This is a genomic window from Mesotoga sp. Brook.08.YT.4.2.5.2. (assembly GCF_003351125.1).
Lineage (GTDB): Bacteria > Thermotogota > Thermotogae > Petrotogales > Kosmotogaceae > Mesotoga.
In genome coordinates this window covers 98,927-124,973 of record NZ_JPGZ01000034.1, presented here as the reverse complement: position 1 = coordinate 124,973, position 26,047 = coordinate 98,927, and the positions used below count along the sequence as shown (strand labels likewise).

The following is a 26,047-nucleotide window of genomic DNA, read 5'->3' as shown; positions in this document are numbered from 1 at the left end:
TCTTCGCCTTCTTGGCACACTCTGGTCAGATCTCTCATGGAGACCTAGAGTGCCGAACTCTAGGTCTTTCTTCGATACTGTAAGGCTTCAGCAATGTGCCTGGCCTTAACTTCACTTTCTTCGAGATCGGCTATAGTAAGTGCTACTTTAAGAACTCTATCAATGGCCCTTGCAGTTAATTTCATCTTTTCCACGGCTGCCGAAAGAAGTGATCTCGATGCTGAGTCTAGCGGCACGTATTCTTTCAGTAAGGCATGACTGAGCTGACTATTCGAAAATATGCTCATTCCTGCATATCTCGACGACTGTCTCTTCCTTGCCGTAATAACTCTCTTCCGAACTTCGTCAGAGCTTTCTGCCGTTGAGTTTTCCATATACTTATCGAAATCGAGTCTTGGCATGTCAACGAAGATATCTATCCTATCTTCCATTGGACCCGAGATCTTCCTGTTATATCTTTGAATGTCATACCAAGAACATGTGCACTCTCTTGTTTTGTCCCCGTACCATCCGCAAGGACACGGGTTTTGGGCAGCTATGAGCATGAATCTGGCAGGATAAGTGGCTGTCAGTTTTGCTCTTGCAACAGTAATTACTCCATCCTCCAGCGGTTGTCTGAGAGCCTCGATTACATCTCTTCTGAACTCCGGAAACTCGTCCATGAATAAGACACCGTTGTGGGCAAGACTAATTTCACCCGGTCTAGCATCATTTCCACCACCAACGATAGATGTTGTCGACGCAGTATGGTGAGGAGACCTGAATGGTCTCTCTTTTATCAGGCCTCTTTCACCCAGCAGTCCAGCAACGCTGTAAATCATTGTGGTCTCAATAGCTTCATCCATAGTTAGCGGAGGGAGAATAGATGGAATTCTGCGGGCAAGCATTGTTTTTCCACATCCCGGGGACCCTCGAAGGGAAATGTTGTGCCCTCCTGCCGCGGCGACTTCAGAAGCCCTCTTAGCAAACTCCTGTCCCTTTATCTCAGACATGTCCGGCCCATTCATACTTCCCAATTCGGGCTGCGAATAGACGACGGGTTTTTTCTCCACGTGTCCGTTCAAAAAGCCAACCAAATCGTTCAAACTATCCGCCGTGAAAATAGTAAGGTTGTTCACTATTGTAGCTTCCTGTCTGTTTGGGGCAGGAAGCACAACTCTTAGACCATTTGCCCTGCTGGAAAGCGAAAGCAGAATTGGCAAGACGCCTCTTACTCGCCTAAGGCTTCCGTCAAGACCCAGTTCACCAAAGAAAATGTAATCGGAAAGATCGGTTTTGATTTTCGAAGTTGCCTTAAGCAACCCCACCGCTATAGGAAGATCGAGATAAGATCCCTCCTTTTTCACATCGCTCGGAGCTAGGTTGACCGTTATTCGACCGTTGGGTAGCTCTATCCCCGAGTTCTTGACGGCACTCTTAACTCTCTTCTTGCTCTCCTTAATTACGGTGTCTCCAAGACCTACGATATCCATCTCCTGGATTACTGCCCTGCTGTCAATATCCAGCTCAACGAGAACATCCAAAACGTTAAGACCCATGGTTGTAATCGTTCTAACTCTTGAATAGCGCATCTCATAACCTCCTATCATATATGAAATTATATCAATCAAGAGGCGAAGAGGTGATATACTTGAAATGAGGCATGGTCGAGGTGTGCATATGAAGAATACACATCGTATTAGTGTAAGAGCTTTGGTCATAAAAGACGAATCTGTTCTTCTTGTTCGTCATGAGCATCGCGACAGACCTCCCTTCTGGTGTTTCCCCGGCGGACTTGTTGAACCAGGCGAAGATCTTTTTACTGCAATCAAGAGAGAGATAAGGGAAGAGACTTATCTTGAAGTCTTTCCTAAATCGGTTGTTGCACTACAGGAATTCAAAAGAGAAAGCCTTCTGGAGGTGATATTTTCCTGCGATTACGTCTCGGGAAGGACCAACCTGGGATCAGATCCAGATAACTCGGGAGTTCCAACGTTGGTTGAAGTCAAATGGGTGGAAATTGGAGAGATTGAGAAGTACAGAGTACTTCCGATTTGGCTTTCTTCACGTCTCAAGACAGAATGGAATTCTCTGAGTTCAGTACAGTTATATGAGGTAGCGAGCAAACACCAGCTCAGGACAGGGAGTCCTGATTCCAGCGTACTGTAACGGCCTTTGGTATGTGATAACATGAAGTAACGCAATTTGGTAGCATCACGCGAGAGGAGGGTTATCATGGATTACAACATCTACTCTAAAGACGTAACTGTTACAGACTCCATGAAAGACTACATCGACAAGAGGTTCTCAAAAGTGTCGAAAGTTGTCAACGAGGAGAAGCTGATCTCGATGGATCTCAGGCTCTCGAAGGAAAGGGCGTTCTACAAGGTCGAGGCGACCGCCCATCTGCCGGGCGTTATGGTCCGCGTGGAGGAAAAGGGCAGCGACTTCTATACAGTAGTGGATTCGGCATCTGATGCCTTTGAGAGAAGAATAAAGAGATTCAAAGAGAGAACTCGCCACAAGCACAAAAACGGCCTTAAGGAAAACCTCGATTCAATTCCCTCCAGGTTCGAAGAAGATCAATCCACAGTAATTACAAGACGTAAGAGGTTCACTATCAAGCCGATGACTGAGGATGAGGCCGTTCTTCAGATGGAAATGCTTGGCCACACCTTTTTTGTCTACAGGAATATCGATACTGATGAAGTCAATGTTCTCTATACTAGAAAGAACGGATCTATCGGTATTATTGAAATGAACGAATAGCGGACGGCCACCAGAAGGTGGCCCGCTTTCTTAATCTTCACGTGAGATGATTATTATGGTAGAATTCGAAATCTAGTTCTGTCTATAGAAATGAAAGGGTGGTGGCAAGAATACAGAATAACAGAACGCAGACTATTGTCTTCAGTCGAATTGAGGACGAAGTCAGGATCGCTTCTCTGGACGGCGATCAGCTGGAAGAGATTTTTTTCGAAGACATGGACAGCGAAAGTGTAACTGGAAACATCTATCTTGGCAAGGTAGAGAATGTTGTTCCCAGCCTTGAAGCGGCTTTTGTGAATATTGGGATTGGAAGGAACGCATTTCTTAGATTCAAAGATGCTTCCGGACAACAGAAACTGGAGAAGAACAACAAAGTTCTAGTCCAGGTCAGCAAAGATCCCATCGGTTCGAAAGGGCCTCAGATTACCCTTAAGGTTAGCATACCAGGCAGAAGCCTTGTTTATACACCGTTTTCGAAGCATATTGGAATATCGAAGAAGATCGCGGATCAGCAGGAAAGGAATAGGCTCACCGCGGTTGCGAAGTCAGTTCTTGAAAACAAAGAAGGTGTGATCTTCCGTACCGCCGCTTTCGGTGTGGGTGAGGAAACAATAAAGGAAGAGCTTGAAAGTCTGCGTGAAAACTGGAACAAGATAAACGAGACATTTAGAAGAAGCAGAAAACCGAAGATTCTCTATGAGGAACCTTCCTTTGTAGAGTATATTCTCAGAGAGAGACTGACCGAAAATACAAAGGAGATAGTGGTCGATTCAGAGGAACTCTGGCACGATGTGGTCGCCGGCATCAGCAAATTCAAGTCCGGTTTCAAACCGGTCGTGAGGTATGTTGAAGGCGATGCCTTTGCGTCTGAAGAAGTGTACGAGAAAATGAAGATCCTCTATACCAGAATGGTATCCCTACCCGCGGGAGGAAACATATACATAGACAGAACAGAAGCTATGACGGTAATCGATGTGAACTCTGCAAGCAGTATCTCCGGCAACGATGTGTCGGAAACTTCATTGAACACGAACCTAGAGGCCGCTTCAGAGATTGCGAGACAGCTGAGATTGAGAAACATTGGCGGAATAGTCGTTATAGACTTTATTGATATGAAGAACGATGAAGATAGGCAGAAAGTGATATCGAGTCTCACAGCTGAATTTAAGAAGGACAAGGCGAGAACTATGATAATGGGATTCACGAGACTTGGATTGCTGGAAATGACAAGGAAGCGATCGACAGCTGCAATTGGGTCCAAGTTATATTCCTCATGCCCGATTTGCAAGGGAACGGGAAGGATCGAGTCTCCCAGGGCAGTTTATCAGCGGCTGCTTAAGGATCTATCGAGGGGTTTTCAGGACGAATCGTTGACCAGCGCCTCCATTCAGGTTTATCAAAACATGTCTGGAATCCTAACTCCAGAAAACCAGAAGAACCTTGTCAAGACGCTAAAAAGAGAGATTTCGGTGGGCTTCACCTGGCCAATTCCGACCTCTTATGAAATCAAATTCGTGAAGAAGCAAGAAAAGTTGAAGAAACCCAAGACTAAGACAAAAAGGGAGTCGAAATGACTCCCTTTACCTATGTGGTGGATGCGACAGGGATTGAACCTGTGGCCTCTTCCGTGTGAAGGAAGCGCTCTTCCGCTGAGCTACGCATCCGTACAGCAATTCTATCATCGGTAGGGTACAGTGTCAAGGTTTGACGATTAGTTACGTGATGACAGGTAGCGGCAAAGTGAAAACGGTTGACCGTTAACCGAGGGAAAAACCTGTTCTTCGTTCCAGAGCGAGGATCTGTCCTTCGTTTCTAGATCCGCTGTACGCTTAAGAACAAGGACCCGCTGATCGCTTGTTAAAGCTCAGTTGCAAGTTACAAGATACAAGTTGTAAGAAAAAGCAAGAGAAGAAGGACGGATCCTAGCTATTGGACGGCAAACCTGAGGACTGCTTTTCCCAGCGCACAGCGTGTTCCCTCAAGCATTAAGCGGGTTTTCCGGCCGCGAAGCAGAACTGGCCTGCGTCAACGGACCGGCATTCTTCTCCAAATAACTTCACTGCTACTGAACACAGGAGCCTGCTCTCTCAAACGAGACTGCGAAAATGTGCACATTAGCCAGCTGAGGAAAGACTATGCTTTTCAACGGTTTATCAAGAAGATCACTACAACGATAGTACAGCATGCACTTGACTCTCTCTGTATTCCCAGTATTATCGTATCTGCCGGAAAACACGAACGCAATTTCCTCTCCAGTCGATGGCCCTCCGCACCAATCGGAAAACGACAACTGGATCATTTGCTGCGAACCATCTTCGTAGATCAGCAGCGCTTCACCGACGTAGTCACCATGGTTCGCCGAACCGAGGATACAGATACGACTGAATACTTCTGCTGGAAATGTGATCGCCTGGCCCGTGAGTCTTAGGTTGTCGTCGCCTTTGATGTTCATTAAGAATCTAGTCTCACCAACAGAAAGGAATCCTGATTCTAGCTCTCTCTCCAGCTCTGCAGATATGTAAGAAGCTCCAAATAATCCCTGAGGGTTGTCGAAATTCGCCGTTTTTCTCTCATCGGAAGATGCAATTCCGTTGTTGTTGAATAGCTCTTCAAGATTCAAATGAACGAACCCGTCCTGTTCGACAACATCCACCACCAGTGACGGTGGTACTTCAGTAATCTTTCTCTCTCTTTCAAAGATCCTACCGTTTGCAATTGAAATACCTTCTTGTGCTTCCTCGCTTCCACGGAAATTGAGAATAAAGGAAACATCTTCTCCTGGATCGTAAGCAACCACCAAATTCGGCACGAGAATTATCTGATCGAGATCGAAACTACCTTCGGTTATTCTTCCTCCCACCGTGAAGGTAGATTCATTACCTGTACCTTTTACAGTACCGATTTTGAGAATGGCTCTCCGCTCTAGGCTGACTACCTTCTCTGATCTGGAATCCCCAAGCCTCAAGGTAAAGACCACTTCGTTAGCTTTGACTTCATTTAGAGCTGCAAATACTGAATATGATGTCTCGGCAAGTGTTATTGGCATACGAAGACTGAATGCTCCTGAGATGTTTATTACGGCATTGCCCGAAAAGCCGGTACCCTGGATTATCGCTGATTCGGAAAGGCCAGCCCTCATGGATTCTGCTTCAACTACCTCAACCGGCGCAAGTATCTCTACTTCACCAGAAAAGAACCGTTCGTACTGATCGGGAAGCCTACTGATCCTTTCGAGAGAAAGAAGCATGGAAATCGTAGATTCTGCTCCTGCATTTCTATTTACGTGTGAGAATTCAAGTCCGTCAAATCCCTCTCCGTTCCTCCCTATCATTGACTGGTTCAACTTGTTGACACCAAGGAACCAGCTTCCAAGAAGAGCCGTTGTAGAGGCAATCTCATCATCTTCGGTCAGTTCATACAGCATATACCCTGCTGAAATCGCAGCTTCTGCAGCATAGGCTATCTGCGGGAAAAGTTGCAAGTATTGAGACAATGAGTATAGAGGCCCCGCATTCAGCAGAAGCGCCGAGCTTCGCTTGAAAGCCTCTACAGAAGCTTCAAGAAGATTGTCGTCTTCTAGAATCGCACTTGCCAAAGCTATTGCTTCCAGCTGCCTCGAACCCCAACCGTGCCAGTAATACTTCGATTCTGAAGGTGGTGCCTCGTCTACAAGACCGTCAAAAAGCGAGTCGCTATTCAGAACCAGCTTATCTCGAATAGCAGAAGAACACCTTTCAACGAAACTTCCCACGAGTGCATCGTTGCCTATCATGAACAACTCGGCGGCTCCAAGAAGAACAACGGATGAGAGGTCGGTGTAGCCATGAATAAGACCGTCCTGTTCAAAGCTGATTATTCTTCGGAAGCACCTATGTGCAGCTTCGGTCAGTTTAACAGAAAACTCGGGGTCAAAATCTTGAGATATCCGTGCTCCGGTAGTAAGCGCCCATAATGCTCGAGCTGCCCACCAGTTTCCTCCTTTTCTGGAAGTAGGCCCATTTAGGTTTATTCTTCCATCTTCGAATACGAAATTGTAGAAGTCCCCATCGACATCCTGCATTGAAAGTACAAATTCCAGCGCTTCTCTTGCCCGTCCGAAGTACTCAGGGTTTCCTGAAGTCTCAAAGAGTCTCAAATAAAGTATCGCCGCCCTCGCCACATCATCAACACATGTAACTCCTTCGCCGGGAGCATCGGCATGTTTGTAGCTTCCATCGGGAAGTCTGTCAGCATAAATCCAGTAACCAACTCTTGTGACATTCTCAATCGAGAACTCGTCTCTAAGGAATTCCAGATGTCCTAGATTAAGCTGAACCTCCATCCCGATAAGCAAGACTGAAGCAAGAGATAAGAGCAAGACGATTACCTTCTTCATAGACACCTCCAAAATAAAAGGGTGAGAGGCAACCTCTCACCCTAAAGCAAAGATCGATTATTCTCCTATCTTGAGTGACTGAATCTCCGACTTCTTGAGCTCAGCGAACTCGATTGAATCCTGAATTGAGTCGGCGTTGAATATCGAGTAGACTCTCTTGAAACTGACAACATCTCCTGCCGCAAAGCGCTTTACGTAGTCTTCCCAGTTTGAAGAGACATAACCTCTAGTGCTTTCGAAGATGTCAATCTCACCGGGCATCCATTCGAAGTATCCGTCCCTGAATTCCCTGCTCTCATATACCCAAGTAAGACCTCCTATCCATTTCTCGTAGTCGGCTACTACAACAGGTACTTCGGGGTTTATCTCTGCGACACCCAATTTCAATGACAACGAGTAGTTGGCTCTCCAGCTTTCCTGAGAAGCAAATATGTACGTCGCACCCCACCAAAGCGGTCTCATTGAATCTACAGCAGGGAAGACAATATAGGGCTTGTTTCCGAAATACATTATCGCATTTCTCTCAAGCCAGTATTCTAGTGGTGTAATATTAAGCTGATCGGCCCAGAGAAGTCTTCTGAATACAGGAAGCGTATGGACCGTGTCTTCAGCTACGTCAGTCAATACTCTTGTTGCCATTATCTGTAGTTTCATTAGTTCGGCATATGTCGCAAATTCAAAGGTGTTGTGAGAAATTATATCCCCGTTGCTGAAGATTGTGGTGATGATTTTTTGAGTTACACCCAGGAAAGGTTTCGCTTCAAGCGTGCTAACAACAGTGATTCCTACGGGCCCGGCAGGAAGAACCGAGACTTCCTTGACTGCAAAATCTCCCGACGTCTTTTCTTCGTGCCTGCCAAACTCTCCATCGATGTAATAGGTCGATCCAACATAACCCGACATCCTGACAATGCCTATCTCATCGACCACAGTTCCTTCCACATCTCCGAAACCAGTTACCTTAACGAGACCTTTGTTATTGGCAATTGCAGTTATTTCCCCGATTTCAATAACCCACTGCCCATCTTCCTCAGTTACTTTTCCTACCGACTGGTAGGTTGGGGGAAGAATGTCAAAGTTGTCACTAACCGTTATCTCTGCAGGACCTGTGATCAAGAAGGAGAGAATATCCCCGGATGAGAGCCTTCCATTCAGATCGGCATCATCAATTTGATACGGAAGCTCCTTTCCGTCTTGAACAACTCTTAATGAGTCCCAGTTGGCATCGAAGTCAACCCCAACGAGATCAAGAATATCACTCATGGCAATTGTAACGGCAACAGGCTCCCCGGTGAAGGAATTGACAGACACGGGAACCCTTATAGTCTCTGCAACTAAAAAGACCGAAAGCACTATGAAGAAAAGAACCAAGAACCTCTTCATACAAACACCTCCTAGAAGTCGATGTGAAATCGCTTACATATCACTTAAGATTATAGAATCTTGTCACTTCTTTGATCTAGAATGATATGGAATCAAAAATAATGACTTACGAAGATTATCGGCAATCAATTGGTAATATAACCTGATTCCGCACTAAATTTACTTTTTTCGTCTAACTTTAATCAACTTTGATACCTACGATTATTTAAGACATGCAAAACGGCATATTATTGACTTAATAGCTCTAAATACTAACTGAATGGCTTTATTAGTTGCTACTCGAATGTGATTATTGAGCCTCAATCGAGGTATATTACTTTTAGAGATGTAAGCGTTTACATAGCTAGAGGTGATTTACTTGTCAGCAAAACTATCTGATGTCGCACGACTGGCAGAAGTATCAACCGCAACCGTTTCAAGAGTGCTGAATAAGAGCGGCTACGTTTCGAAGAAGGCAAGAGAAAAGGTCTTGTCAGCCATAGAAGAACTCGAGTACAAACCCTCAAAAGTTGCAAGCTACCTTGCAAGCAGAAAGCTTGACTTCAACATCGGCATCGTCGCTGGCAGAAGATTGTTTAAGATTCTTTCCAGCAAATCTGATCAATTTTACACTATCGTTCTTAATGGAATTGAGGAGTTCTTTCTAAACAACAACATGAGAGGAGAATTAGTATCGACAGATGAGTTCTCGAATAGTTTTGACGGATATCTGATGATAGGTGGAGAAATAAGCGAGAAAGATGTGAGAATGGTCAAAGAGGGCGGGAAACCGGTTGTGCTGGTCGATCAGTATCTTGCCGGTGTCAAGGTAGACTGTGTTGTTTCTGATGGTTACGATGGAGCTGTATATGGAATGAGAAAGCTCTTCTCAAAAGGTCTGAAGAAGATAGTGAACATCCATGGTCCCCTGTCTCACTTTGGTTTCAGAGATAGATACGACGGGTATATCTCAGCAATGGAAAGCGCCGGCTACTTGCCTAGAGCATTTGAATACGACGAAGAAAACGACAATATGAGCGCGATTATTGACCTTTTGCTTTCAAGATACGGGCTTCCAGACGCAGTATTCGGGTGTAATGATACGGCCGCAATCAGAGCAATGGAAGAGTTTCAGGCAAGAGGCATAAAAATACCAGAAGAGGCATCGATTATGGGATTTGATGACATTATAAACTCTTCCGGTACCACCCCTTCGTTGACGACATTCAAGATCTTCAAGCGTGAGATGGGGGTTGTAGCATCAAGAAGACTGCAGAGTCTGCTAATTGGCAATGAACCTCATCCTACAAAGATTTCTCTGTTTACCGAATTTGTCCAGAGAGAGAGCACTTTATAGAAAAGGAGGTAAAGATCGTGAAAAAACTAATTCTGTTAACGGTATTCCTGTGCCTTATCTCGGGATTACTTGGCGTTGAGCTTGTCTTCTGGACAGCGCCAAATCCTCTTCAAGAGAGTTTCTGGAAAGAAGTGGTTTCCGAGTGGAATCAGAACAACCCGGATATCCAGATAAAGTGGTCGACGATCCCGGCTGCCGGTAGCTCAGAGGAGGCTATACTCACATCAATCGCATCGGGAAGAATGCCTGACATCTGCACGAACATCTTCTCGGGTTTTGCAGCACAACTTATCGAAGCAGACATACTTGTTCCGCTAAACTCCTTCCCGGATTTCTGGGAGCTAATGGAGAAGAGGAAGATGACTTCAATAGTCGAAAGCTGGAAATTTGGAAACGACTATTACGTGCTCCCAATATACTCGAATCCGATTATGATGTGGTGGAGATCGGACATACTGAAAGAGCTGGGATATGATAGGCCGCCCAGAACATACTCGGAGATCTATGAAATCAGTGAGAAGTATTCCGTCCCTTACGAGAAGTATGGAACATTGGTCGTAATGGGCAGAAACTGGTACGACAGATGGTATGATTTCATAACCTATTACTATGCGGCAAGCGAGGGCTCCCCATATCTGGATGTTGAGAAAGCAAGAGCTCTCTTCAACAACGATACGGGGAAAGAAGTCGTCACATTCATAGATACCATGTTCAGAAACAACTGGACGGCGGTCGACCTCGGAAGCAACCCATTCTACTTCGGAGTAGTTCTTGGTGGTATATTCGGGCCTTGGGAGATCAATCAGGCGAGGAACCTCTTCCCTGATGTCTTTGACCACATTGCAATCGCTCCACCTCCAGTCCCGGACGACTATCCAGAAGACAAACCAATATACACGTTCGCAGATACTAAGGGACTGGTAATGTTTGCAACAACAAAGCATAAGGAAGCCGCATGGAAGTTCATCAAGTGGGTTTACTCAGATATTGAGAAAGATCGGAAATGGATGGAAGTTACCAACCTTCCTCCTGCAAGAGAGGATCTGCTATCTAACCCCATCTTTCAAGAATACATGGATGAGAACCCAAAGTTCGCCGCTTACGCTAGCCATGTTGCCTATGCTGTCCCGCCCGCATTAACCACCAAGACTGTTGAGGTTCAAGATATTCTCACGACATTTCTCATCGAACAAATAATGTATGGAAAATCCACTCCATTCGAAGCTTTGAGCGATGCGGCAACAAGAGTAAGAAGAGAACTCTTCTAAGAGAAGAGGTGATTTTGAGTGAGGAAGAGATTGAAAACCATCGACGCAATAAAGGGCTGGTCTCTGTCAGGAGGATACCTAGTATATACAGCGATTTTCTGGGGGTACCCGTTCGTATGGTTACTGATTCTGGCACTCTCGAAATGGAATTACTTCACACCCAGGAAGTTTATCTGGTTTGACAATTTCATTAAGCTCTTCCAGGATGAGCTATTCTGGAGGGTCTTCCTGAACACCTTCAATTTCATGCTTTACTTCATCCCAATGGTTCTCGGTCTCTCCTTACTCTTTGCTCTTGGCCTGAAGAAGGTGAAGATGTTCAGGACCTTCTTCATACTGGCATTTCTCGTTGCCAACGTCTCCTCCGGAGTCGCCTACTCGATCATATTCCAAAAGCTGTTTGCGATAAACGGTCCCTTAAACAGCATTACTAGGTCTATTTTCGGAATCACAATCCCCTGGTTTAGCAGTCCACAGCTGGCAACGCTATCTATCGCAATGATGGTAACCTGGAAATTCATTGGTTACTACGGTCTCATTCTTTTCTCAGGGCTTCAGGCAATACCGGAGAGTCTATATGAATCTGCTGAACTGGATGGAGCAGGAAAGATGACGAGATTTTTCAGGATCACTCTGCCCCTTATAAATCCGTCGATAGTTATGGTTCTGGTTCTCTCCCTTACTCTAACTTTTGGAATATTCACCGAGCCCTTCCTCATTACGGGAGGAGGTCCGATGAGAACCACATATACATTCCAGATGCTCATCTACACGACAGCATTCCAGAAAATCAATCCGGGATACGCATCGGCGTTGGCAATCATAGTGGCTCTTCTGAGTTACGGATGCGTGTTGCTCACCAGGAAGCTTGTTGAAAGAGAGGTGGAGATGGTATGAAGAAGATACCGATGATTATCCTTTATGTCATTCTCTTTGCCGCCTCCGTCGTATGGATCTACCCATATATATGGATGCTGCTATCGTCTTTCAAGCCAACTAATGAAATTTATGGCGGATTCCTGCCGAGCCAGTTCACCCTTGATAATTATAGATTCATTCTAGAAGCCGCCGACAAGATGGAGAGACCGTTTATTCAAGCTCTTGGCAATTCGATATTCATATCTGTAACCGTTACCTTTGGAGTACTAGTGACCTCGGCTCTCGTTGGCTTCGGACTATCAAGGCTAAGTTTCAAAGGAAGAAATGTGATATTCAATTTCATAATATTTCAGATGATATTCCCGGGATTTCTTTTTATTGTCCCTTTATATGTCCTCATAAGGAATCTCGGTCTAATTGACACCAGAACGGCCCTCATACTCCCTTCCCTCGTTTCCGCTTGGGGTGTCTTCATGTTTACACAGTCCTTCAGAGCCGTTCCAAACGAATACCTTGAAGCAGCTAGAATGGATGGAGCAAACGACCTCTGGATAATCACGAAGGTGTTGATCCCGCTAACTAGCTCGACCGTATCTATCGTTGGACTCTTCACATTCATCGGAATATGGGATAATTTCATGTGGCCTCTAATAGTTGTCAGCGATTATTCAAAGATGCCGCTTTCAGTACTTTTGGCAAGCTTCAATATGCAGTACGGAAGTTACCTGGGACCGGTTCTTGCAGGTTCTGTCCTTCAGACTATGCCCATGGTAGTCATATTTCTGGTGTTCAGAAAGTACTTCCTTCAAGGAATCTCTATGTCATTGAAATAAGGAGTGAGAGTTGTGATCAAACTGAAAAGACATCCGTTAAACCCTCTTATCTCTCCGATCCCGCAACATCACTGGGAATCTAAGTATGTTTTCAACTGTGCCGTTGTCAAACGAAAAAAAGTCTTTCACATGCTATACAGGGCCCAGGGAGAAGATATGGTTTCAAGAATGGGCTACGCCGTTTCACTCGACGGTGTTAGATTCAACAGACTTGAGAAGCCGGTCTTTACTCCCGGAAGTCAATGGGAGCTTTACGGCGTTGAGGACCCCAGGCTAACGGAGCTGGAGGGAAAAGTCTTCATGCAATACACGGCCTATTCTCCTCTTGGTGTACGAATTTCGATGGCTTCAACGACTGATTTTCTCCGCTGGGAGCGTCACGGAGTAATTATCCCGGATGTCGACAACAAAGATGCAGCGCTGTTTCCGGAGAAGGTGAACGGACGCTACATTATGTTCCACAGAATCGAACCGGACATGTATCTGGCGTATTCAGACGATCTCAATACCTGGACACGATTCACTTCTATAGCCGGTCCGAGACCCAGCATGTGGGACAATCTGAAGATTGGGGTAGGTGCTCCACCTATCAAAACTAAATACGGGTGGCTTGTACTGTATCACGGCGTGGAAGACACTCCTAGACCTACTTACAGACTGGGGTTCATGTTACTAGACTCAGAGAACCCTGAGAAGGTCATAAAGAGAAGCAATGAACCGATTCTTGAACCAGAAGAAGAGTGGGAAGTGTTTGGAGGCGTCCCAAATGTCGTTTTTTCCGATGCAATGGTGGAACACGAAGGACACTATTATGTTTATTATGGGGCGGCAGACAACCTTATCGCTCTGGCCACAATCGAGAAAGAGGTTGTGATCAACTGGATAAGGAGTTGATTATGTGAGAAGACTACTGCTTGTGGTATTGCTCTCTCTATGTTCATCGGTATTTTCCATTTCGATAGAGTTTGAATCGCTATATAACATTGAAAGAGCATCTGAGCTTCCTATAGTGATGCCTCAAGGTGTCGGGTGGGAGAGCAAGGCCGTATTCAATCCGGCAGCTATAGTTATTGACTCGACTGTCTATCTTCTCTACAGATCGGAAGACTGGGCCGGCACAGGTAGATGGAATGGCACATCAAGGATTGGCCTGGCGACATCGGCAGATGGCTTCGAGTTCTCAAGGCGGTCAGATCCTCTGATTTCGCCAACGGAATCATACGAGATCCCGGGAGGCTGCGAAGATCCTCGAATAGTGAAGATAGACGATACCTATATACTTACCTACACGGGTTATGATGGGGGGAAGGCGAGACTGTGCATAGCCGTCTCAAAGGACTTCGAAGAGTGGGAGAAATTGGGCCCGGTATTCAAAGACGATACCTGGTCAAAGTCAGGCGCAATCGTCCCTGCCAAGATTGATGGGAAGTACTTCATGTACTTTGGAGATTCCTCTATAAAACTCGCTTATTCCACCGACCTCAGAAATTGGACGGTATTTCCCCGTCCCGTATTGGAACCAAGACAGGGTTACTTCGACAGCAGACTGATAGAGCCGGGACCGACGCCCATTATAACAGAAGAGGGGATTCTTCTCATATACAACAGCGCCGACTTTTCCACGATCTACAGGCCGGGGGCTGCGCTATTTGATATAAGCAATCCCAGAAAACTTATAATGAGGACTGACAGGTTTCTCGCAGAACCTGAACTTATTTGGGAAAAACAAGGGCAGGTCCCAAATGTGATATTTATCGAAGGAGCCGTAGTTCATGAAGAAAAGCTGATTCTGTACTATGGTGCAGCAGACACCTACATTGGAGCGTTCGTTGTTGATCTTAGTAGCTGAGACTGTGAATCTTTGGTAATGAAGACATCTACAATCTCTTGTTGTCCTTACCGGGGCTCTTTTTCTGGGCCCCTTTCTTCAGCGATTCAATCTCCCTCTTGCTTAGCCTTTTTATGTCACCTGGATTTGGAACAAGAGATATGCCAAGAGTGCCTATAGCAACTCTGACAAGAGTGGAAACCTGTTTGTTGAATACCCTAAGAATCTCCCTAATTTCTCGTTTGTGGCCTTCGTGAGTCGTAATCGAATACTTCGACAGATCTCTATCACTTCTGACCAGTCTTATCTTTGCCGGAGCTGTTCTGAATCCATCGGCAAGTGTAACACCAGCCCTCACTGCTTCGATATCCTGATCGGTAAGTCTTCCCTTTATTCCCACGACGTAAGTCTTCTCTATCTCTGAAGAAGGATGAGAAACGAGATTAGCGAGATCACCATCATTCGTCATGATTATTAATCCGCAGCTGTCTTGGTCCAGTCTGCCTACGTGAAATACTCTCTCCTTAATCCTTTCACTTATCAGATCAGCCAACGTCTTTCTTCCACGATCATCGCTCATGGCGCTGAGATAACCAAGAGGTTTGTTAACCAAATATACGACTTTTTCTTCTATGGAAAAGCTTAGCTTACTTCCGTCAAGAAGAATTTCTGAAGACTCCGGAATCACATCAAGTCTCGGGTATGTCTCGATCCTGCCGTTCACCTTCACTCTCCCGTCCAGGATCGCTTGAGTCGACTTCCTTCTCGACATTCCCGTTATCTGTGAGATCATCTCGTGAAGCCTCAAAACTATCTTCCCCCCCGCCAATAGCCAACCCCTGAACAATCTCCGCGAGATCGTCAACCTGGAACAATTCGTAGAAGCGCGAACTGACTTTGTAGAGGTAAGGTCTGCCCGGCAGCTTCGATTTCCTCTTGCCCACAAGTCCCATCTTAGACAGCTCTAAAAGCTGGGCTTGAGAAGACCTTCCTCTTATTAGTTCAACATCATTTCTTGTTAGCGGTCCCTTCACAGCCACAGTCGCCAAAACTTCCATCTGAGTGTCGGTAATGCTCACCAGAGGTCTCACCGATATTTGACTTACATATGACTGAATCGATGCTTTGGTATAGAATCTTAGCCTGCCGTTAACGGACTTAATCATTACACCATGATCATGTCCTTGGTATTCTCCCTCTAGCTCTTCAAGCAGTAACATAACCTGATTCAGCTTCATACCGATAATCGACGCGATTCTTGACGGCTCAATGCCGCTTCTTGCAGAGAAGATCAGCGCTTCGATAATTGCCTTCTTTGTCAATTCCTCGTTCACTAGACCCTCCTTCTGAGAACGAGAGGCTCTACACTTTCAAGATAGTACCTGTTGAGCTTCAGGAGTTCAAGCACTGCAAGAAAGGAGACAATTACTTCCGATCTGCTTTCGAGATCCATAAGGAACTTGTACAGCTCAATTGTCTCATAGAGCTGTTCTATCTGAAGCATTCGGTCTTCAACGTTTATGCTCTCGGAAACGATTGTATATACTCTTTCTCTTAATACCGTCTCCTTTAGAATGGCTTTGAAAGCTTCCGTAAGTTCGTCCGGAAGATCCTCTTTCCTCTTCTGATCAACTACCGGTTTGGCTGTTGCCCTTTCATAGCTGTAAGCATCGTAGAGCTTTACCCGGAATTCTTTTGACAGGTCCTTTAAGGCCTTATACTCCTCTACGCTTTTGTAGAGTTCTTTCTGCTGATTTTCAAACACTTCGGCTTCATTATTGCTCATTCTGGGGAGCAGAGCCTTGGACTTCATCTCCATTAGAGTTGAAGCCATCACCAGGAAATCGGAAGTCACTACCATATCCAGAGATTTCATCTTGTTGACGTGTGCAATGAACTCGTCTGCTATGACTGTGATGGGGATCGAACGAATGTCTACCCGGTGTTTCCTGACTAAATACACGAGCAAGTCAAGCGGTCCTTCGAATTCAGGGAAACTGAAGACCAGTTCAAGCTGTTCCACCTTCACCACCCCAGCTTAGTTGCTTCAAGAACCCTCTTCATTGTCTCCTTAGCCACTTCTGCAGCTCTTCGATTTCCATCTTCGATTATCTCGGAAAGCTCCTCACGGTTTTCTTTCAGATAGGACAGCCTCTCCCAAACAGGGGAGAGTCTTTCAACCAGGTTCTGCTGAAGGAGTCTCTTACACTCCAAACAGCCGATTCCTGCAGTCTTGCATCCTTGAACGACCCAAGACTTCTCTTCATCGGAGGAAGTGAAAGCCTTATGATAATCCCATACAGGACATTTTTCCGGATCTCCCGGATCGGTTCTTCTCTTTCTCGCCGGATCCGTCATCATCGGAGCAATCATCTTCCAGAGCTCTTTCTCATCCGTATCGATCAGAATGTAGTTCCCGTAGCTCTTGGACATCTTTCTGCCATCAGTTCCCGGAAGCTTGGGCACTTTAGCAAGAATCGGTTCCGGCTCTGGGAACACTTCGCCAAACTGATTGTTGAACCTTCTTGCAATTTCTCTTGTAAGCTCAACATGATAAACCTGATCCTCACCAACCGGAACTCCTGTCGCCAGATACATGAGAATATCCGCTGCCTGAAGAACAGGGTATAGCAAAAACCCTCCACTTGAAAGGTCCTTGTTTGTGATCTGCTCCTTCTGATCCTTGAAAGTCGGCACCCTTTCCAATCTCGAAACAGACACGAGCATAGAGAAATACAGGAACAGCTCCGCGTGCTCCTTAATTGCAGACTGAACAAAGAGAACTGATTTCTCGGGATCTAGACCAACTGAGACGTATGTTCGGACGATGTCAAGACTCCAGTCATAGAAGTTAGAACTTTCATCTATATGGGAAGTGAGGCCATGCCAGTTAGCCACGAAGTAAAAGCATTCATTTCCCTGGTCCTGCAGCTCTTTCCATTTCTCAAGAGTTACGAAATGCCCTAGATGAAGTCTGCCGGTCGAGCGCATGCCACTGAGAACTCGCACTGAAATCCCTCCAAACCGAAAAGCCCGATATACAACTAATATCGATCGTCAACTGCGATCGCAAAGGTATCTACAATGTATTTTAGCACAGAATGATGTTATCATATTCTCAGGACCAATCTAATAATAATCGGGAGGTTACATATGAAATTCAATACCCTTCTCATCATACTCGTTGTTGTTATGGTTGGGATGACTGCAGTCAACATGTTTATGGCATTTAACAACAGACTTGATATTGACACTCTGTCATCTACCAGCAACTATTCATATGACTACGAAGGTCGAGCCACCTTGGATATTGAAACCGAGATCATCTTCAATAAACCAAATCAGATGACACAGTTTCTCGAGCAATACGATAAACCTCAGCAAGAACAGTTCGCAGACTTCCAGGAGTCAATGACCCAGTTTGCAGAGAGCTTCAACCGGGCTATGTATGTAGAGGACTTTCAGTCGACCGCAACGGTTCTCGGTTCTAACAGAGTAAGAGTAATTGAGCATGCCGTTATTTCGGGCTTTGCTGCCGTTGAAGAAGGAGTAGTAAACACTGATATGGGAGATATGGAGTTCGATCTTACAGGGGAAGCCTATTCACTTACTATCTCAATTCCGCCAGGCGCAACGATTATCGAAGTCAATCCCACACCTACAGTTGTAGCAGACGGAAATGTATATATATGGGCAGACACTGGCAAGACGAAGTTTCCAAAGATTCAGTTTGCAAGAGGTGAGTGAAGTCAGTCAAGAAGCCAAGTCGTTCCTTTCTCTTCTAAAAGAATCTACCAATACCACAGTACTAACCGGTGCCGGCGTTTCTGTTGCCAGTGGTATTCCAGATTTTAGAAGTCCCGGGGGCCTATACAGCAAAGTCTCTCCAGAGATTTTCGAACTCAGTTCCTTTATGAAAGACCCTGCTGGTTACTACAAAGTAGCAAGAGAGAGAATACACACCATGGCTGACACAGTACCAAATGCCACCCACATACTTCTAGCGAGATTGCAAGAGATGGGATTGATTCAAACAATCATCACCCAGAATATCGACGGTCTCCTGCAAAAAGCTGGAGCAAGAGATGTCGTCGAGTTGCACGGAACAGTCTCCCTGTTTGATTGTCTTCAATGCAGCAGGAAGTTTGATAGGTCGGAGATGGAGCTCATTCTGGAAAGCGTTGATGTTCCGAAATGCAGCTGTGGAGGCCTGATAAAGCCAAGAATCGTCTTTTTCGGCGAGATGCTTCCCGAGAAGGCTATCAGAAGCTCTGAAGATGCTGCGCTTGCTGCAGATCTGTTTCTCGCATTAGGTTCTTCGCTCATGGTTTATCCCGCGGCTCAGTTTCCGGTAATTGCGAAATCATCTGGCGCCAGAGTGGCAATCGTGAATAGAGATGAGACTGGTCTCGATTATCTGGCCGACCATATTTTTAGGGTCGAACTTGAAGGGTTTTCTAAAGAAGTCATCAGCCTATTGGAAGCAGAATCATGAATCGGTAGTTCCCTGATAAGTCCTTTCTGAACTCGCAAGAGTAACCTTCGATCTCCGAAAAGAGTTTGCGAAGACCGTCCGTCTCGTACTGAGAAATTTCCAGATATACCCTCTTTCCACGCGGGAGGCTCCTGAAAAACTCCCTGTAGAAGTCAAGTCCATCCCTACCGCCGTCAAGGGCAGTCAACGGTTCGTAGTTTTTTATGCTGACATCGAGCAAATCGATATCTGTTGTTCTTATATAAGGCGGGTTGGAAACCAAAACCTCGACAGAGTTCAGGTATTCTCCGAGTCCGTTGAGATTGTCTCCGTCAATGAATTTCACGTTAGATATCCCGTTATTTCTGGCATTCTGCTCCGCAAGAGCGATTGCCTCCGTTGAGATGTCGGTCGCGAATACAGTAGCTGAGGGAAGACTTCGCGCAAGAGCGCAGGCTATCGCTCCACTTCCCGTTCCGATATCGGCAAAGACTTTAGAGTCTTTTTCTTCCTCAATAACGATCTCAACCAACTCTTCAGTTTCGCTGCGGGGAATGAGCACACAAGGGGAAAGCTCTAGTCTAATTCCAAAAAAATCTCTGTAGCCAAGTACGTAGTCTATTGGCTCCCCTTTGGCAACTCTTTTCACTGCCGAAAAAAACTCAACGGTCAGAGAAGATTCGATTTCTCTTTGAGTATCAAGAAGCAGATCGACTTCAGTCAGCGATAGGATTTCCTTCGAAAGTAAGAACACAATAAAGCGGGAATTGTCGATTCCCGCTTCACTGAGCCTCTTTATTGATATCTCAATTAGCTCCCTTGATTTCACATTCCAAGAATCTTTCTGACGTCATCACTTGCCATCTCAGGCGTCCATGGTGGGTCAAAGGTAAGCTCAATCTTAACGTCCCCAATTCCCTCGATCTCGCTGACCTTTCTTCTTGCGTCTTCCGTCATCAGTCCGGCAAGGGGACACATCGGCGTCGTCAACGTCATCTTGATTCTCACATCTTTCCCATCCTGAATATCCACGCCGTAAACTAGTCCCAGAGAAACTATATCGAAGCCAATTTCGAGATCATAGACTTCTTCAAGAGCTTTCATTACATCTTCCTTTATGACACTCAATTCATTCTCCTCCATCTGCTTCATAGTATCTTTCTACTATGGCACTTTCTTTGAAAGGCTTAAATTCTTGTTCTTTCCAGACTCTCCATAACAAGTCCTTTTTCTCTTCGATCAGGTTCTTCTCGATCTCTTCCCTCACATCTTCAACACCCTGCGAACCTGCAGGAGAGTATGACTGAAGATAGATAACCGCGTATCTGTTGTCAAGAGTTACAACAGAAGAAAGCAATTCGCCGTCCGTTGGCTTGAAGAGGGACTTAACCAGTTCCGGATTGAGACTTTCAATTTCCTGCCTCGTGAAGCTTCCGGTAACAACTTCGGGAAAAGTGTCGAGAACGGAAGCTGGATTTGCATCTCTCGACGCGGCCTTCCATACAGAATAGGCTTCGGAGAATGAATCGAACAGGAGTACCTTCATGTTCGCTCTTTCTTCCTCCACAGCATACTTGGACGAATTGGCCATGTAATACTGCTCAATCTCCTCTTCTGTAACCGTAGCATTCATGGTGACTGCTTCATAGAGAGCATTAAGAACCTCTCTGTATGCAAGATCCCGGACAACTTTCGCCTCATAGGAACTCAATCCGTCGATGTATCCCCTAAGTATGTAGAAGAGATCTGCATCGGACTTCTCGATCTCCAATTCTGCCAGCGTATCCATAATAGACTTATTCACAACGCTCTTCAATGCTTCTGAGTTGGCCTCAATCCCAGCTTCTCTCGCGTACTGAATAAGAAGAGTCTCTTCAATCAACGCCTCCAGAGAATTCCTTTCATATTCTTCAAGCAACTTCTGACCGGCTTCCGTATTCAGAAGCATCTCAGAAAACAGAGGATCTACTTCTTCGATTCTTTTTGATATTTCAGTGTAGTTAGGCAGAACTTTAGAAAGAAAAGCGTCCATGGTGATAATCTCGCCATTTACCCTGGCGGCTATCCCACTCACGGATAAATCCTCCGTTTGCGCGAATGTTGCTACAGTGAGTAACATAATAATCAGGGCAGCGATCAGCAGCTTCTTCAATTTGTACCCTCCTTCGCTTTTTCCCACAGGTGATTAAGCTCATCTATGGTCATGCTTTCAATATCCAGACCGTATCTCTCAATATGACTCTCCATCTCGTGAAAACGGTTCACGAATTTCTCTGTCGATCTTCTCAAAGCTGATTCAGGATCAACCTCGAGAAATCTCGATAAATTAGCAATTGTAAAGAGAAGGTCACCGATTTCCTCTTCAATCTTCTTCTTATCTCTTTCCTTTATAGCACAGTCCAGTTCTTCAATCTCTTCATTCAGTTTGTCGCGCGGACCATTCATATCTTCCCAATCAAATCCAACAACCGATGCATTTTCCTGAACCCTGCGGGCCAAACTAAGTGCTGGCAGCGCTTTGTTGACCTTGCCTATTGAAGAAGCGGGAGACTCATTTCCTCCCTTTTCCTTCGCTTTGATCTCTTCCCATTGGCGATAGGAGTAGCCTTTCGAATCGGAAAAGACGTGGGGATGCCTTCTGATAAGCTTTTCAGTCAACATACTGACAATATCCGTTATAGAAAACGCCCCTCTTTCGGCAGCAATCTGAGCGTGGAAGACTATCTGAAGGAGAACGTCGCCAAGCTCTTCTGCCAACTCATTGTCATTCCCTTCGTCTATAGCATTGAGAACCTCATAAGCCTCTTCTATCAGGTATGGTTTCAAGGACCTATGAGTCTGTTCTATATCCCATTCACAGCCTCCGGGAGATCTCAACTTCTTCATTGTTTCGATTAGTCTTACCCATTCGCTTTCCTCAAACTCGTCTCTCAATTCTTTGCCTCCATCTCAACCATGCCTGCTCTAAAAAGCCTTGCTCTGCCAACTCCCTCTTCATTTGACCAATGCGTTGCCAATTCCTTTGTGATCAGCTCTCTTATCGGCCTGAATGTCAATCTGTGCCACGTTGTTGGTCCGTATTTTCTCAGAGCCTGCAGATGTTTTTCTGTGCCATAACCCTTATGACTTCGATAGCCATATTCAGGATACAGAATGTCCAAAGAATCCATAATTCTATCTCTGAATACCTTTGCTACAATCGAGGCACTGGCTATCGATGCGCTCCTTCTATCTCCTCCGACTATGCACTCGCCCTTAACATCTAGATTAAGCAACTTTCCATCAACCAGAACGTAATTGGGCCTTTCGGATAAACTGTTCAGAGCCCTATTCATTGCAAGCCTTGTTGCAGCAAGAATGTTCAGCAAGTCAATCTCCTCAGGCGACGAGACCCCAATACCAACTATAGAAGCCTCCATCACTCTATCGTATAGATACTCTCTTTCTTTTCTGCATAGAGCCTTGGAATCATAGACACCGTCCACAGGTTCGAGCGTAATGACTGCGGCAGCTACAACCGGACCTGATAAAGGACCTCTTCCCGCTTCGTCAACTCCGGCAATTGTTATGTAATCCTCTCTATATGAGACATCGAACCTTGTCAAATCGGCGAGCTCTCTTTCAGCTGATTTCATACTGAGATTATACATCACCATTCGGCGGCCTTCAGTCACCGTTATTATGCAAGTATAACCGTGAATGAACGCCACCAACGCTAGAATCAGTCATAACCCTGGTTAAGATGATGATATAATCTCTTGAGTAGTAACGGTTTCTTTCAACCAATACAAAGGGTTTGGAGGTGTAGTGATGTCCGGAAATGAAATCGAAAAGGAAGATGCAGCAGTTCTGGAGAAAAACCTGAGAACGATTTCTACGAGGATTAGAAGGGAAGGAAGAAAGGTTCTGAGGGACTTCCCGATCACTCCGGCCCAGTTCGATGTCCTGCAGGTCCTTTTCTTCAATGGAGAAAAGAGGATGAGTGACATCAGTCGCTGGCTTGGAATAACCAAGAGCACAACAACAGGTCTTGTGAAAAGGCTTATTGATGCTGATTTGGTAGAACGAAGACGTTCCGACAAAGATAGGAGATCATTCATAATCGACATTTCCGATTCTGGAAGAACACTTATAGAGAACGTTATCGATAGAAGAGTAGAGTACCTGAAATCGGTAATGACTGAAATAAAGTCCGATCAGGTAAAGGCTCTCGAGGTAATTGTCAAGAATCTTCTAGAGATAATGGACTCTAAGAAAGCAAACGAATAATCGTCTGGAGGTATTCATGAAGAGAAAGAGTATTATTATAACTGGACTAATTCTCGTTTCCCTTGCAGTAACAATCTTTGCAAGCACCGTGAGAATCAAAGGGGATACTGTTCTGGGGTCGCTCCGAAAAGATGTCTTTACTTTTATAGGTAACGTGTCGATAAATAAGGATGGAGACATTTACGTAGAGACTCCTCTTGCAACGGCCACGAAAGGCACAACTGACTGGGAAAGCTTTGTGACTGAAGGGGAGACATTCGTCAAGTTTCAGACCGGTGAGGCAACCGCCTCTTCCCTTGATTACAACCTTGATAAGTCAACCGGCATGCTTGTCGGAAATGTTGAAGCGATGATCTACTCAAAGGAAGAAGATGGAAAAAACATAAACATTTATCGGACAGAGATTCTCAACTTCGATCAAAAGAGCGAATATTACGAGGGTTTCGCGAAGGAGACCGAAGAGGCAACTCCCGAACTTATCTTCATCGATTACAAGGGCGACCTCAACGTTGATACCCTTTACTTCGAATACTTTGGAGATACGGGACTCCTGAACCTTAAAGGAAGCGTTTTCGTAGATGACTTCAAGAATAGTAGGAAGATCTGGGCCAGTGAACTGATTTACGATACAAATGACGATTCATTCGAAGGAAAGAGTGTGGAGATAGAGCTTGTTTTCTAGCAGGAGGAAGAGACGATGATTGATGTAAGGTTGATTCGAGAGAATCCGGAGATTGTTAGAAAGGGCCTTGAACAGAGGTGTATGAGCTCCGAACTACTGGACGAAATTGTGAATCTTGAGTCAAGGAGACGAGAGGCTCTTCAAATTGTGGAGCAAAAGAAGGCCGAAAGAAACAGTATATCCTCGGAAATCGCCCGCGCCAAGGCCAGTAAAGACCAGAGTCTTGCTGCTTCTCTGATGGAAAGGGCAAAGGAGATTTCGTCTGAAGTCAAGGACCTGGACAACCGAACTTCTCAAATTGACGAAGAGCTTAGAGAGAAACTCCTGTATCTTCCGAACATCCCCTCAAGCACGACCCCTGTAGGAAAGGGCGAGGAAGACAATGTAGTTCTCAGATTCTGGGGTGAACCGAGAAAAGTTGATTTTGAAATCAAAGCTCACTGGGATTATGGTCCGGACACAGGACTGATTGACTTCGAAAGGGCTGCCAAGATTTCTGGAGCGAGATTCACTATTCTTAGGGGAGATCTCGCAAGGCTTGAGAGGGCAATCGCGAATTTCATGCTAGACCTCCACCACTCGAAGGGATACGAAGAAGTTGCCCTTCCTTTCATGGTGAAGAGGGAGACAATGCAGGCAACAGGTCAGCTTCCCAAGTTCGAAGACGAGGCTTACAGGATAGATCCCGATGATATGTTCATGATACCGACGGCCGAAGTGCCGCTAGTGGCACAACACATGGATGAAATAATAGATAGCGATCTTCCAAAGAAGTACACTGCCTACAGCGCCTGCTTCAGAAGAGAAGCCGGATCTTATGGAAAGGACGTAAGAGGAATGATAAGGGTCCATCAGTTTGACAAGGTGGAGCTCGTCTGGTTCACTCATCCCGACAAGTCCTATGATGCGCTGGAGAGTCTCACTGCCGATGCCGAGGACGTTTTGAAGAAGCTTGAACTCCCTTACAGAGTTGTATCTCTCTGCACCGGAGATATCGGATTTGCATCAGCCAAGACATACGATCTTGAAGTTTGGTTGCCTTCATACAATACATATAGAGAGATCTCTTCCTGTTCAAATGTTGAAGACTTCCAGCCGAGAAGGGCAAACATCAGATTCAGAGACGACGATAACAAACTGAGGTTCGTGCATTGCCTGAACGGTTCGGGACTTGCAGTTGGAAGAACTCTGGTTGCAATAGTGGAGAACTACCAGAGAGAGGACGGAAAAATCGTTGTTCCCAAAGTGCTCGTGCCGTATATGGGACAGGAGGTTATCGGTTAATTGCCGAATGCTTACTTTGTATTGGCAGAAGGTGACACGGTCACTCTTGACAGCGATGAAACGAAGCACCTTAAGGTGATGAGGGCTAATCCGGGAGACAAACTGATAGGTATCGACGGAAGGGGAACTATCTACAGATTCGTTCTTAAAGAGCTGGGAAAGTCGAGTAGTTCTGGAAAGATAATCGAACGAGAATACATAGAACGAGATAAAAAAAGAGTAACTGTAGCCGTGGCATCAACGAAGTGGCCACGGCTTCGCATTCTTATTGAGAAAGCTACTGAACTCGGAGTCGATAGAATAGAAGTCTTCAACAGTGTGAGGTCAGTCTCGAGACTAGACGAAAGCAAGACCGCAAAGCTCCTGACCGTAGCCAAAGAGGCCGCAAAACAGAGTGTGAACCCTCGTGTTCCAGAAGTATCTGTTCTGAAGAGTTTCGCCTTGGAAGGATCGCGTAATCTGCTTCTTGACTTTGGAGGAAGAGCAATTAGGGAGATGCAAAAAGATCTTGCTGAGGAACGTAATCTAAGAGTGATTGTTGGACCTGAAGGAGGGTTTACTCAGAAGGAGATTGCGGAGTTGACCGATCGTTGCACTTCTATCTCTCTCGGTAGTAGAACGCTTAGAGTGGAGACAGGTGTTATTGTCATTCTAAGTATTATCAATTACTTTCTTGGCAGAATATAGG

At 45.4% G+C, this 26,047-nt stretch carries 27 protein-coding genes and 1 tRNA gene; 15 read left to right on the top strand and 13 right to left on the bottom strand.

Features of this window, described 5'->3' with window-relative positions; all coding sequences use genetic code 11:
• Nucleotides 1-59: 59 nt before the first annotated feature.
• Nucleotides 60-1,571, bottom strand: coding sequence for a YifB family Mg chelatase-like AAA ATPase (locus Q502_RS09590; RefSeq protein WP_099829645.1), 1,512 nt, complete (start codon nucleotides 1,569-1,571; stop codon nucleotides 60-62).
• Nucleotides 1,572-1,659: 88 nt separating this feature from the next.
• On the opposite strand from Q502_RS09590, the gene Q502_RS09585 reads away from it, so the two are divergent.
• The 3 genes from Q502_RS09585 (at nucleotide 1,660) to Q502_RS09575 (ending at nucleotide 4,322) form a co-directional block, all read left to right on the top strand.
• Complete coding sequence (locus tag Q502_RS09585) at nucleotides 1,660-2,148, top strand: NUDIX domain-containing protein (RefSeq protein WP_099829644.1); 489 nt, start codon at nucleotides 1,660-1,662, stop codon at nucleotides 2,146-2,148.
• A gap of 66 nt (nucleotides 2,149-2,214) precedes the next feature.
• A complete protein-coding gene (gene hpf / locus Q502_RS09580; RefSeq protein ID WP_099829643.1) occupies nucleotides 2,215-2,748 on the top strand; it encodes a ribosome hibernation-promoting factor, HPF/YfiA family in 534 nt (177 codons plus the stop codon).
• A gap of 101 nt (nucleotides 2,749-2,849) precedes the next feature.
• Nucleotides 2,850-4,322, top strand: coding sequence for an Rne/Rng family ribonuclease (locus Q502_RS09575; RefSeq protein WP_099829642.1), 1,473 nt, complete (start codon nucleotides 2,850-2,852; stop codon nucleotides 4,320-4,322).
• Between the two features lie 15 nt (nucleotides 4,323-4,337).
• Here Q502_RS09575 and Q502_RS09570 read toward each other — a convergent pair.
• The 3 genes from Q502_RS09570 to Q502_RS09560 form a co-directional block, all read right to left on the bottom strand.
• Nucleotides 4,338-4,412 (bottom strand) — tRNA-Val (locus tag Q502_RS09570).
• 398 nt (nucleotides 4,413-4,810) lie between these two features.
• Nucleotides 4,811-7,123 (bottom strand): hypothetical protein, encoded by a 2,313-nt coding sequence (locus Q502_RS09565; protein ID WP_099829641.1) that lies wholly within the window; start codon nucleotides 7,121-7,123, stop codon nucleotides 4,811-4,813.
• Nucleotides 7,124-7,180: 57 nt separating this feature from the next.
• A complete protein-coding gene (locus tag Q502_RS09560) occupies nucleotides 7,181-8,506 on the bottom strand; it encodes a hypothetical protein (RefSeq protein WP_099829640.1) in 1,326 nt (441 codons plus the stop codon).
• A gap of 358 nt (nucleotides 8,507-8,864) precedes the next feature.
• On the opposite strand from Q502_RS09560, the gene Q502_RS09555 reads away from it, so the two are divergent.
• Genes Q502_RS09555 through Q502_RS09530 form a run of 6 tightly spaced genes read left to right on the top strand, consistent with a single transcriptional unit; the run spans nucleotide 8,865 to nucleotide 14,671 of the window.
• Nucleotides 8,865-9,842: a LacI family DNA-binding transcriptional regulator gene (locus tag Q502_RS09555; protein ID WP_099829639.1), complete on the top strand. Its 978-nt coding sequence runs from the start codon at nucleotides 8,865-8,867 to the stop codon at nucleotides 9,840-9,842.
• Nucleotides 9,843-9,859: 17 nt separating this feature from the next.
• The gene (locus Q502_RS09550; protein WP_099829638.1) at nucleotides 9,860-11,110 is read left to right on the top strand and encodes an extracellular solute-binding protein; all 1,251 of its coding nucleotides are present in this window, start codon (nucleotides 9,860-9,862) and stop codon (nucleotides 11,108-11,110) included.
• An 18-nt stretch (nucleotides 11,111-11,128) separates the two neighbouring features.
• Nucleotides 11,129-12,007 carry a carbohydrate ABC transporter permease gene (locus Q502_RS09545; protein ID WP_099829637.1) on the top strand — a complete coding sequence of 293 codons (879 nt, stop codon included), beginning with the start codon at nucleotides 11,129-11,131 and terminating at the stop codon, nucleotides 12,005-12,007.
• The gene (locus tag Q502_RS09540; RefSeq protein ID WP_099829636.1) at nucleotides 12,004-12,822 is read left to right on the top strand and encodes a carbohydrate ABC transporter permease; all 819 of its coding nucleotides are present in this window, start codon (nucleotides 12,004-12,006) and stop codon (nucleotides 12,820-12,822) included. The genes Q502_RS09545 and Q502_RS09540 overlap by 4 nt, the downstream gene beginning before the upstream one ends.
• 12 nt (nucleotides 12,823-12,834) lie before the next feature.
• Complete coding sequence (locus Q502_RS09535; protein ID WP_099829635.1) at nucleotides 12,835-13,716, top strand: glycosidase; 882 nt, start codon at nucleotides 12,835-12,837, stop codon at nucleotides 13,714-13,716.
• A gap of 4 nt (nucleotides 13,717-13,720) precedes the next feature.
• Entirely contained in the window at nucleotides 13,721-14,671 is a 951-nt protein-coding gene (locus tag Q502_RS09530; RefSeq protein WP_102819064.1) for a glycoside hydrolase family 130 protein, read from the top strand.
• Nucleotides 14,672-14,699: 28 nt separating this feature from the next.
• Here Q502_RS09530 and Q502_RS09525 read toward each other — a convergent pair whose 3' ends face one another.
• Genes Q502_RS09525 through trpS form a run of 4 tightly spaced genes read right to left on the bottom strand, consistent with a single transcriptional unit; the run spans nucleotide 14,700 to nucleotide 17,659 of the window.
• The gene (locus tag Q502_RS09525) at nucleotides 14,700-15,374 is read right to left on the bottom strand and encodes a pseudouridine synthase (protein ID WP_112109518.1); all 675 of its coding nucleotides are present in this window, start codon (nucleotides 15,372-15,374) and stop codon (nucleotides 14,700-14,702) included.
• On the bottom strand, nucleotides 15,340-15,984 hold the full coding sequence (scpB, locus tag Q502_RS09520) for an SMC-Scp complex subunit ScpB (protein WP_099829632.1): 645 nt from the start codon (nucleotides 15,982-15,984) through the stop codon (nucleotides 15,340-15,342). The genes Q502_RS09525 and scpB overlap by 35 nt, the downstream gene beginning before the upstream one ends.
• The gene (locus Q502_RS09515; RefSeq protein ID WP_099829631.1) at nucleotides 15,984-16,673 is read right to left on the bottom strand and encodes a ScpA family protein; all 690 of its coding nucleotides are present in this window, start codon (nucleotides 16,671-16,673) and stop codon (nucleotides 15,984-15,986) included. Before Q502_RS09515 ends, scpB begins: the two co-directional genes overlap by 1 nt.
• A gap of 2 nt (nucleotides 16,674-16,675) precedes the next feature.
• A complete protein-coding gene (trpS, locus tag Q502_RS09510; protein ID WP_112109517.1) occupies nucleotides 16,676-17,659 on the bottom strand; it encodes a tryptophan--tRNA ligase in 984 nt (327 codons plus the stop codon).
• A 144-nt stretch (nucleotides 17,660-17,803) separates the two neighbouring features.
• Between trpS and Q502_RS09505 the strand changes: the two genes are divergently transcribed.
• Together Q502_RS09505 and Q502_RS09500 are read left to right on the top strand one after the other, a co-directional pair.
• Nucleotides 17,804-18,397, top strand: a complete 594-nt coding sequence (locus tag Q502_RS09505; protein ID WP_099829629.1) for a DUF4897 domain-containing protein — start codon at nucleotides 17,804-17,806, stop codon at nucleotides 18,395-18,397.
• Nucleotides 18,390-19,145 carry an NAD-dependent protein deacylase gene (locus Q502_RS09500; protein ID WP_099829648.1) on the top strand — a complete coding sequence of 252 codons (756 nt, stop codon included), beginning with the start codon at nucleotides 18,390-18,392 and terminating at the stop codon, nucleotides 19,143-19,145. The genes Q502_RS09505 and Q502_RS09500 overlap by 8 nt, the downstream gene beginning before the upstream one ends.
• Here Q502_RS09500 and prmC read toward each other — a convergent pair.
• From prmC to Q502_RS09475, 5 genes are read right to left on the bottom strand one after another with little or no spacing between them, the layout of a single operon-like run.
• The gene (prmC, locus tag Q502_RS09495; protein ID WP_102819061.1) at nucleotides 19,120-19,953 is read right to left on the bottom strand and encodes a peptide chain release factor N(5)-glutamine methyltransferase; all 834 of its coding nucleotides are present in this window, start codon (nucleotides 19,951-19,953) and stop codon (nucleotides 19,120-19,122) included. The genes Q502_RS09500 and prmC overlap by 26 nt on opposite strands.
• Nucleotides 19,950-20,252, bottom strand: a complete 303-nt coding sequence (locus Q502_RS09490) for a metal-sulfur cluster assembly factor (protein WP_102819060.1) — start codon at nucleotides 20,250-20,252, stop codon at nucleotides 19,950-19,952. Before Q502_RS09490 ends, prmC begins: the two co-directional genes overlap by 4 nt.
• 1 nt (nucleotide 20,253) lies before the next feature.
• Nucleotides 20,254-21,276: a SurA N-terminal domain-containing protein gene (locus tag Q502_RS09485; RefSeq protein ID WP_258001900.1), complete on the bottom strand. Its 1,023-nt coding sequence runs from the start codon at nucleotides 21,274-21,276 to the stop codon at nucleotides 20,254-20,256.
• Nucleotides 21,273-22,058, bottom strand: coding sequence for a nucleoside triphosphate pyrophosphohydrolase (gene mazG, locus Q502_RS09480; RefSeq protein WP_102819059.1), 786 nt, complete (start codon nucleotides 22,056-22,058; stop codon nucleotides 21,273-21,275). The genes Q502_RS09485 and mazG overlap by 4 nt, the downstream gene beginning before the upstream one ends.
• A complete protein-coding gene (locus Q502_RS09475; RefSeq protein WP_102819058.1) occupies nucleotides 22,055-22,780 on the bottom strand; it encodes a ribonuclease HII in 726 nt (241 codons plus the stop codon). Before Q502_RS09475 ends, mazG begins: the two co-directional genes overlap by 4 nt.
• Before the next feature lie 154 nt (nucleotides 22,781-22,934).
• Between Q502_RS09475 and Q502_RS09470 the strand changes: the two genes are divergently transcribed.
• The 4 genes from Q502_RS09470 to Q502_RS09455 are packed head-to-tail and all read left to right on the top strand — an operon-like array spanning nucleotide 22,935 to nucleotide 26,046.
• Nucleotides 22,935-23,393 (top strand): MarR family winged helix-turn-helix transcriptional regulator, encoded by a 459-nt coding sequence (locus Q502_RS09470; protein WP_102819057.1) that lies wholly within the window; start codon nucleotides 22,935-22,937, stop codon nucleotides 23,391-23,393.
• A gap of 16 nt (nucleotides 23,394-23,409) precedes the next feature.
• A complete protein-coding gene (locus Q502_RS09465) occupies nucleotides 23,410-24,075 on the top strand; it encodes an LptA/OstA family protein (protein ID WP_102819056.1) in 666 nt (221 codons plus the stop codon).
• A 15-nt stretch (nucleotides 24,076-24,090) separates the two neighbouring features.
• On the top strand, nucleotides 24,091-25,359 hold the full coding sequence (gene serS / locus Q502_RS09460; RefSeq protein WP_102819055.1) for a serine--tRNA ligase: 1,269 nt from the start codon (nucleotides 24,091-24,093) through the stop codon (nucleotides 25,357-25,359).
• Nucleotides 25,360-26,046, top strand: a complete 687-nt coding sequence (locus Q502_RS09455) for a 16S rRNA (uracil(1498)-N(3))-methyltransferase (protein WP_102819054.1) — start codon at nucleotides 25,360-25,362, stop codon at nucleotides 26,044-26,046.
• Nucleotide 26,047: the final 1 nt, after the last annotated feature.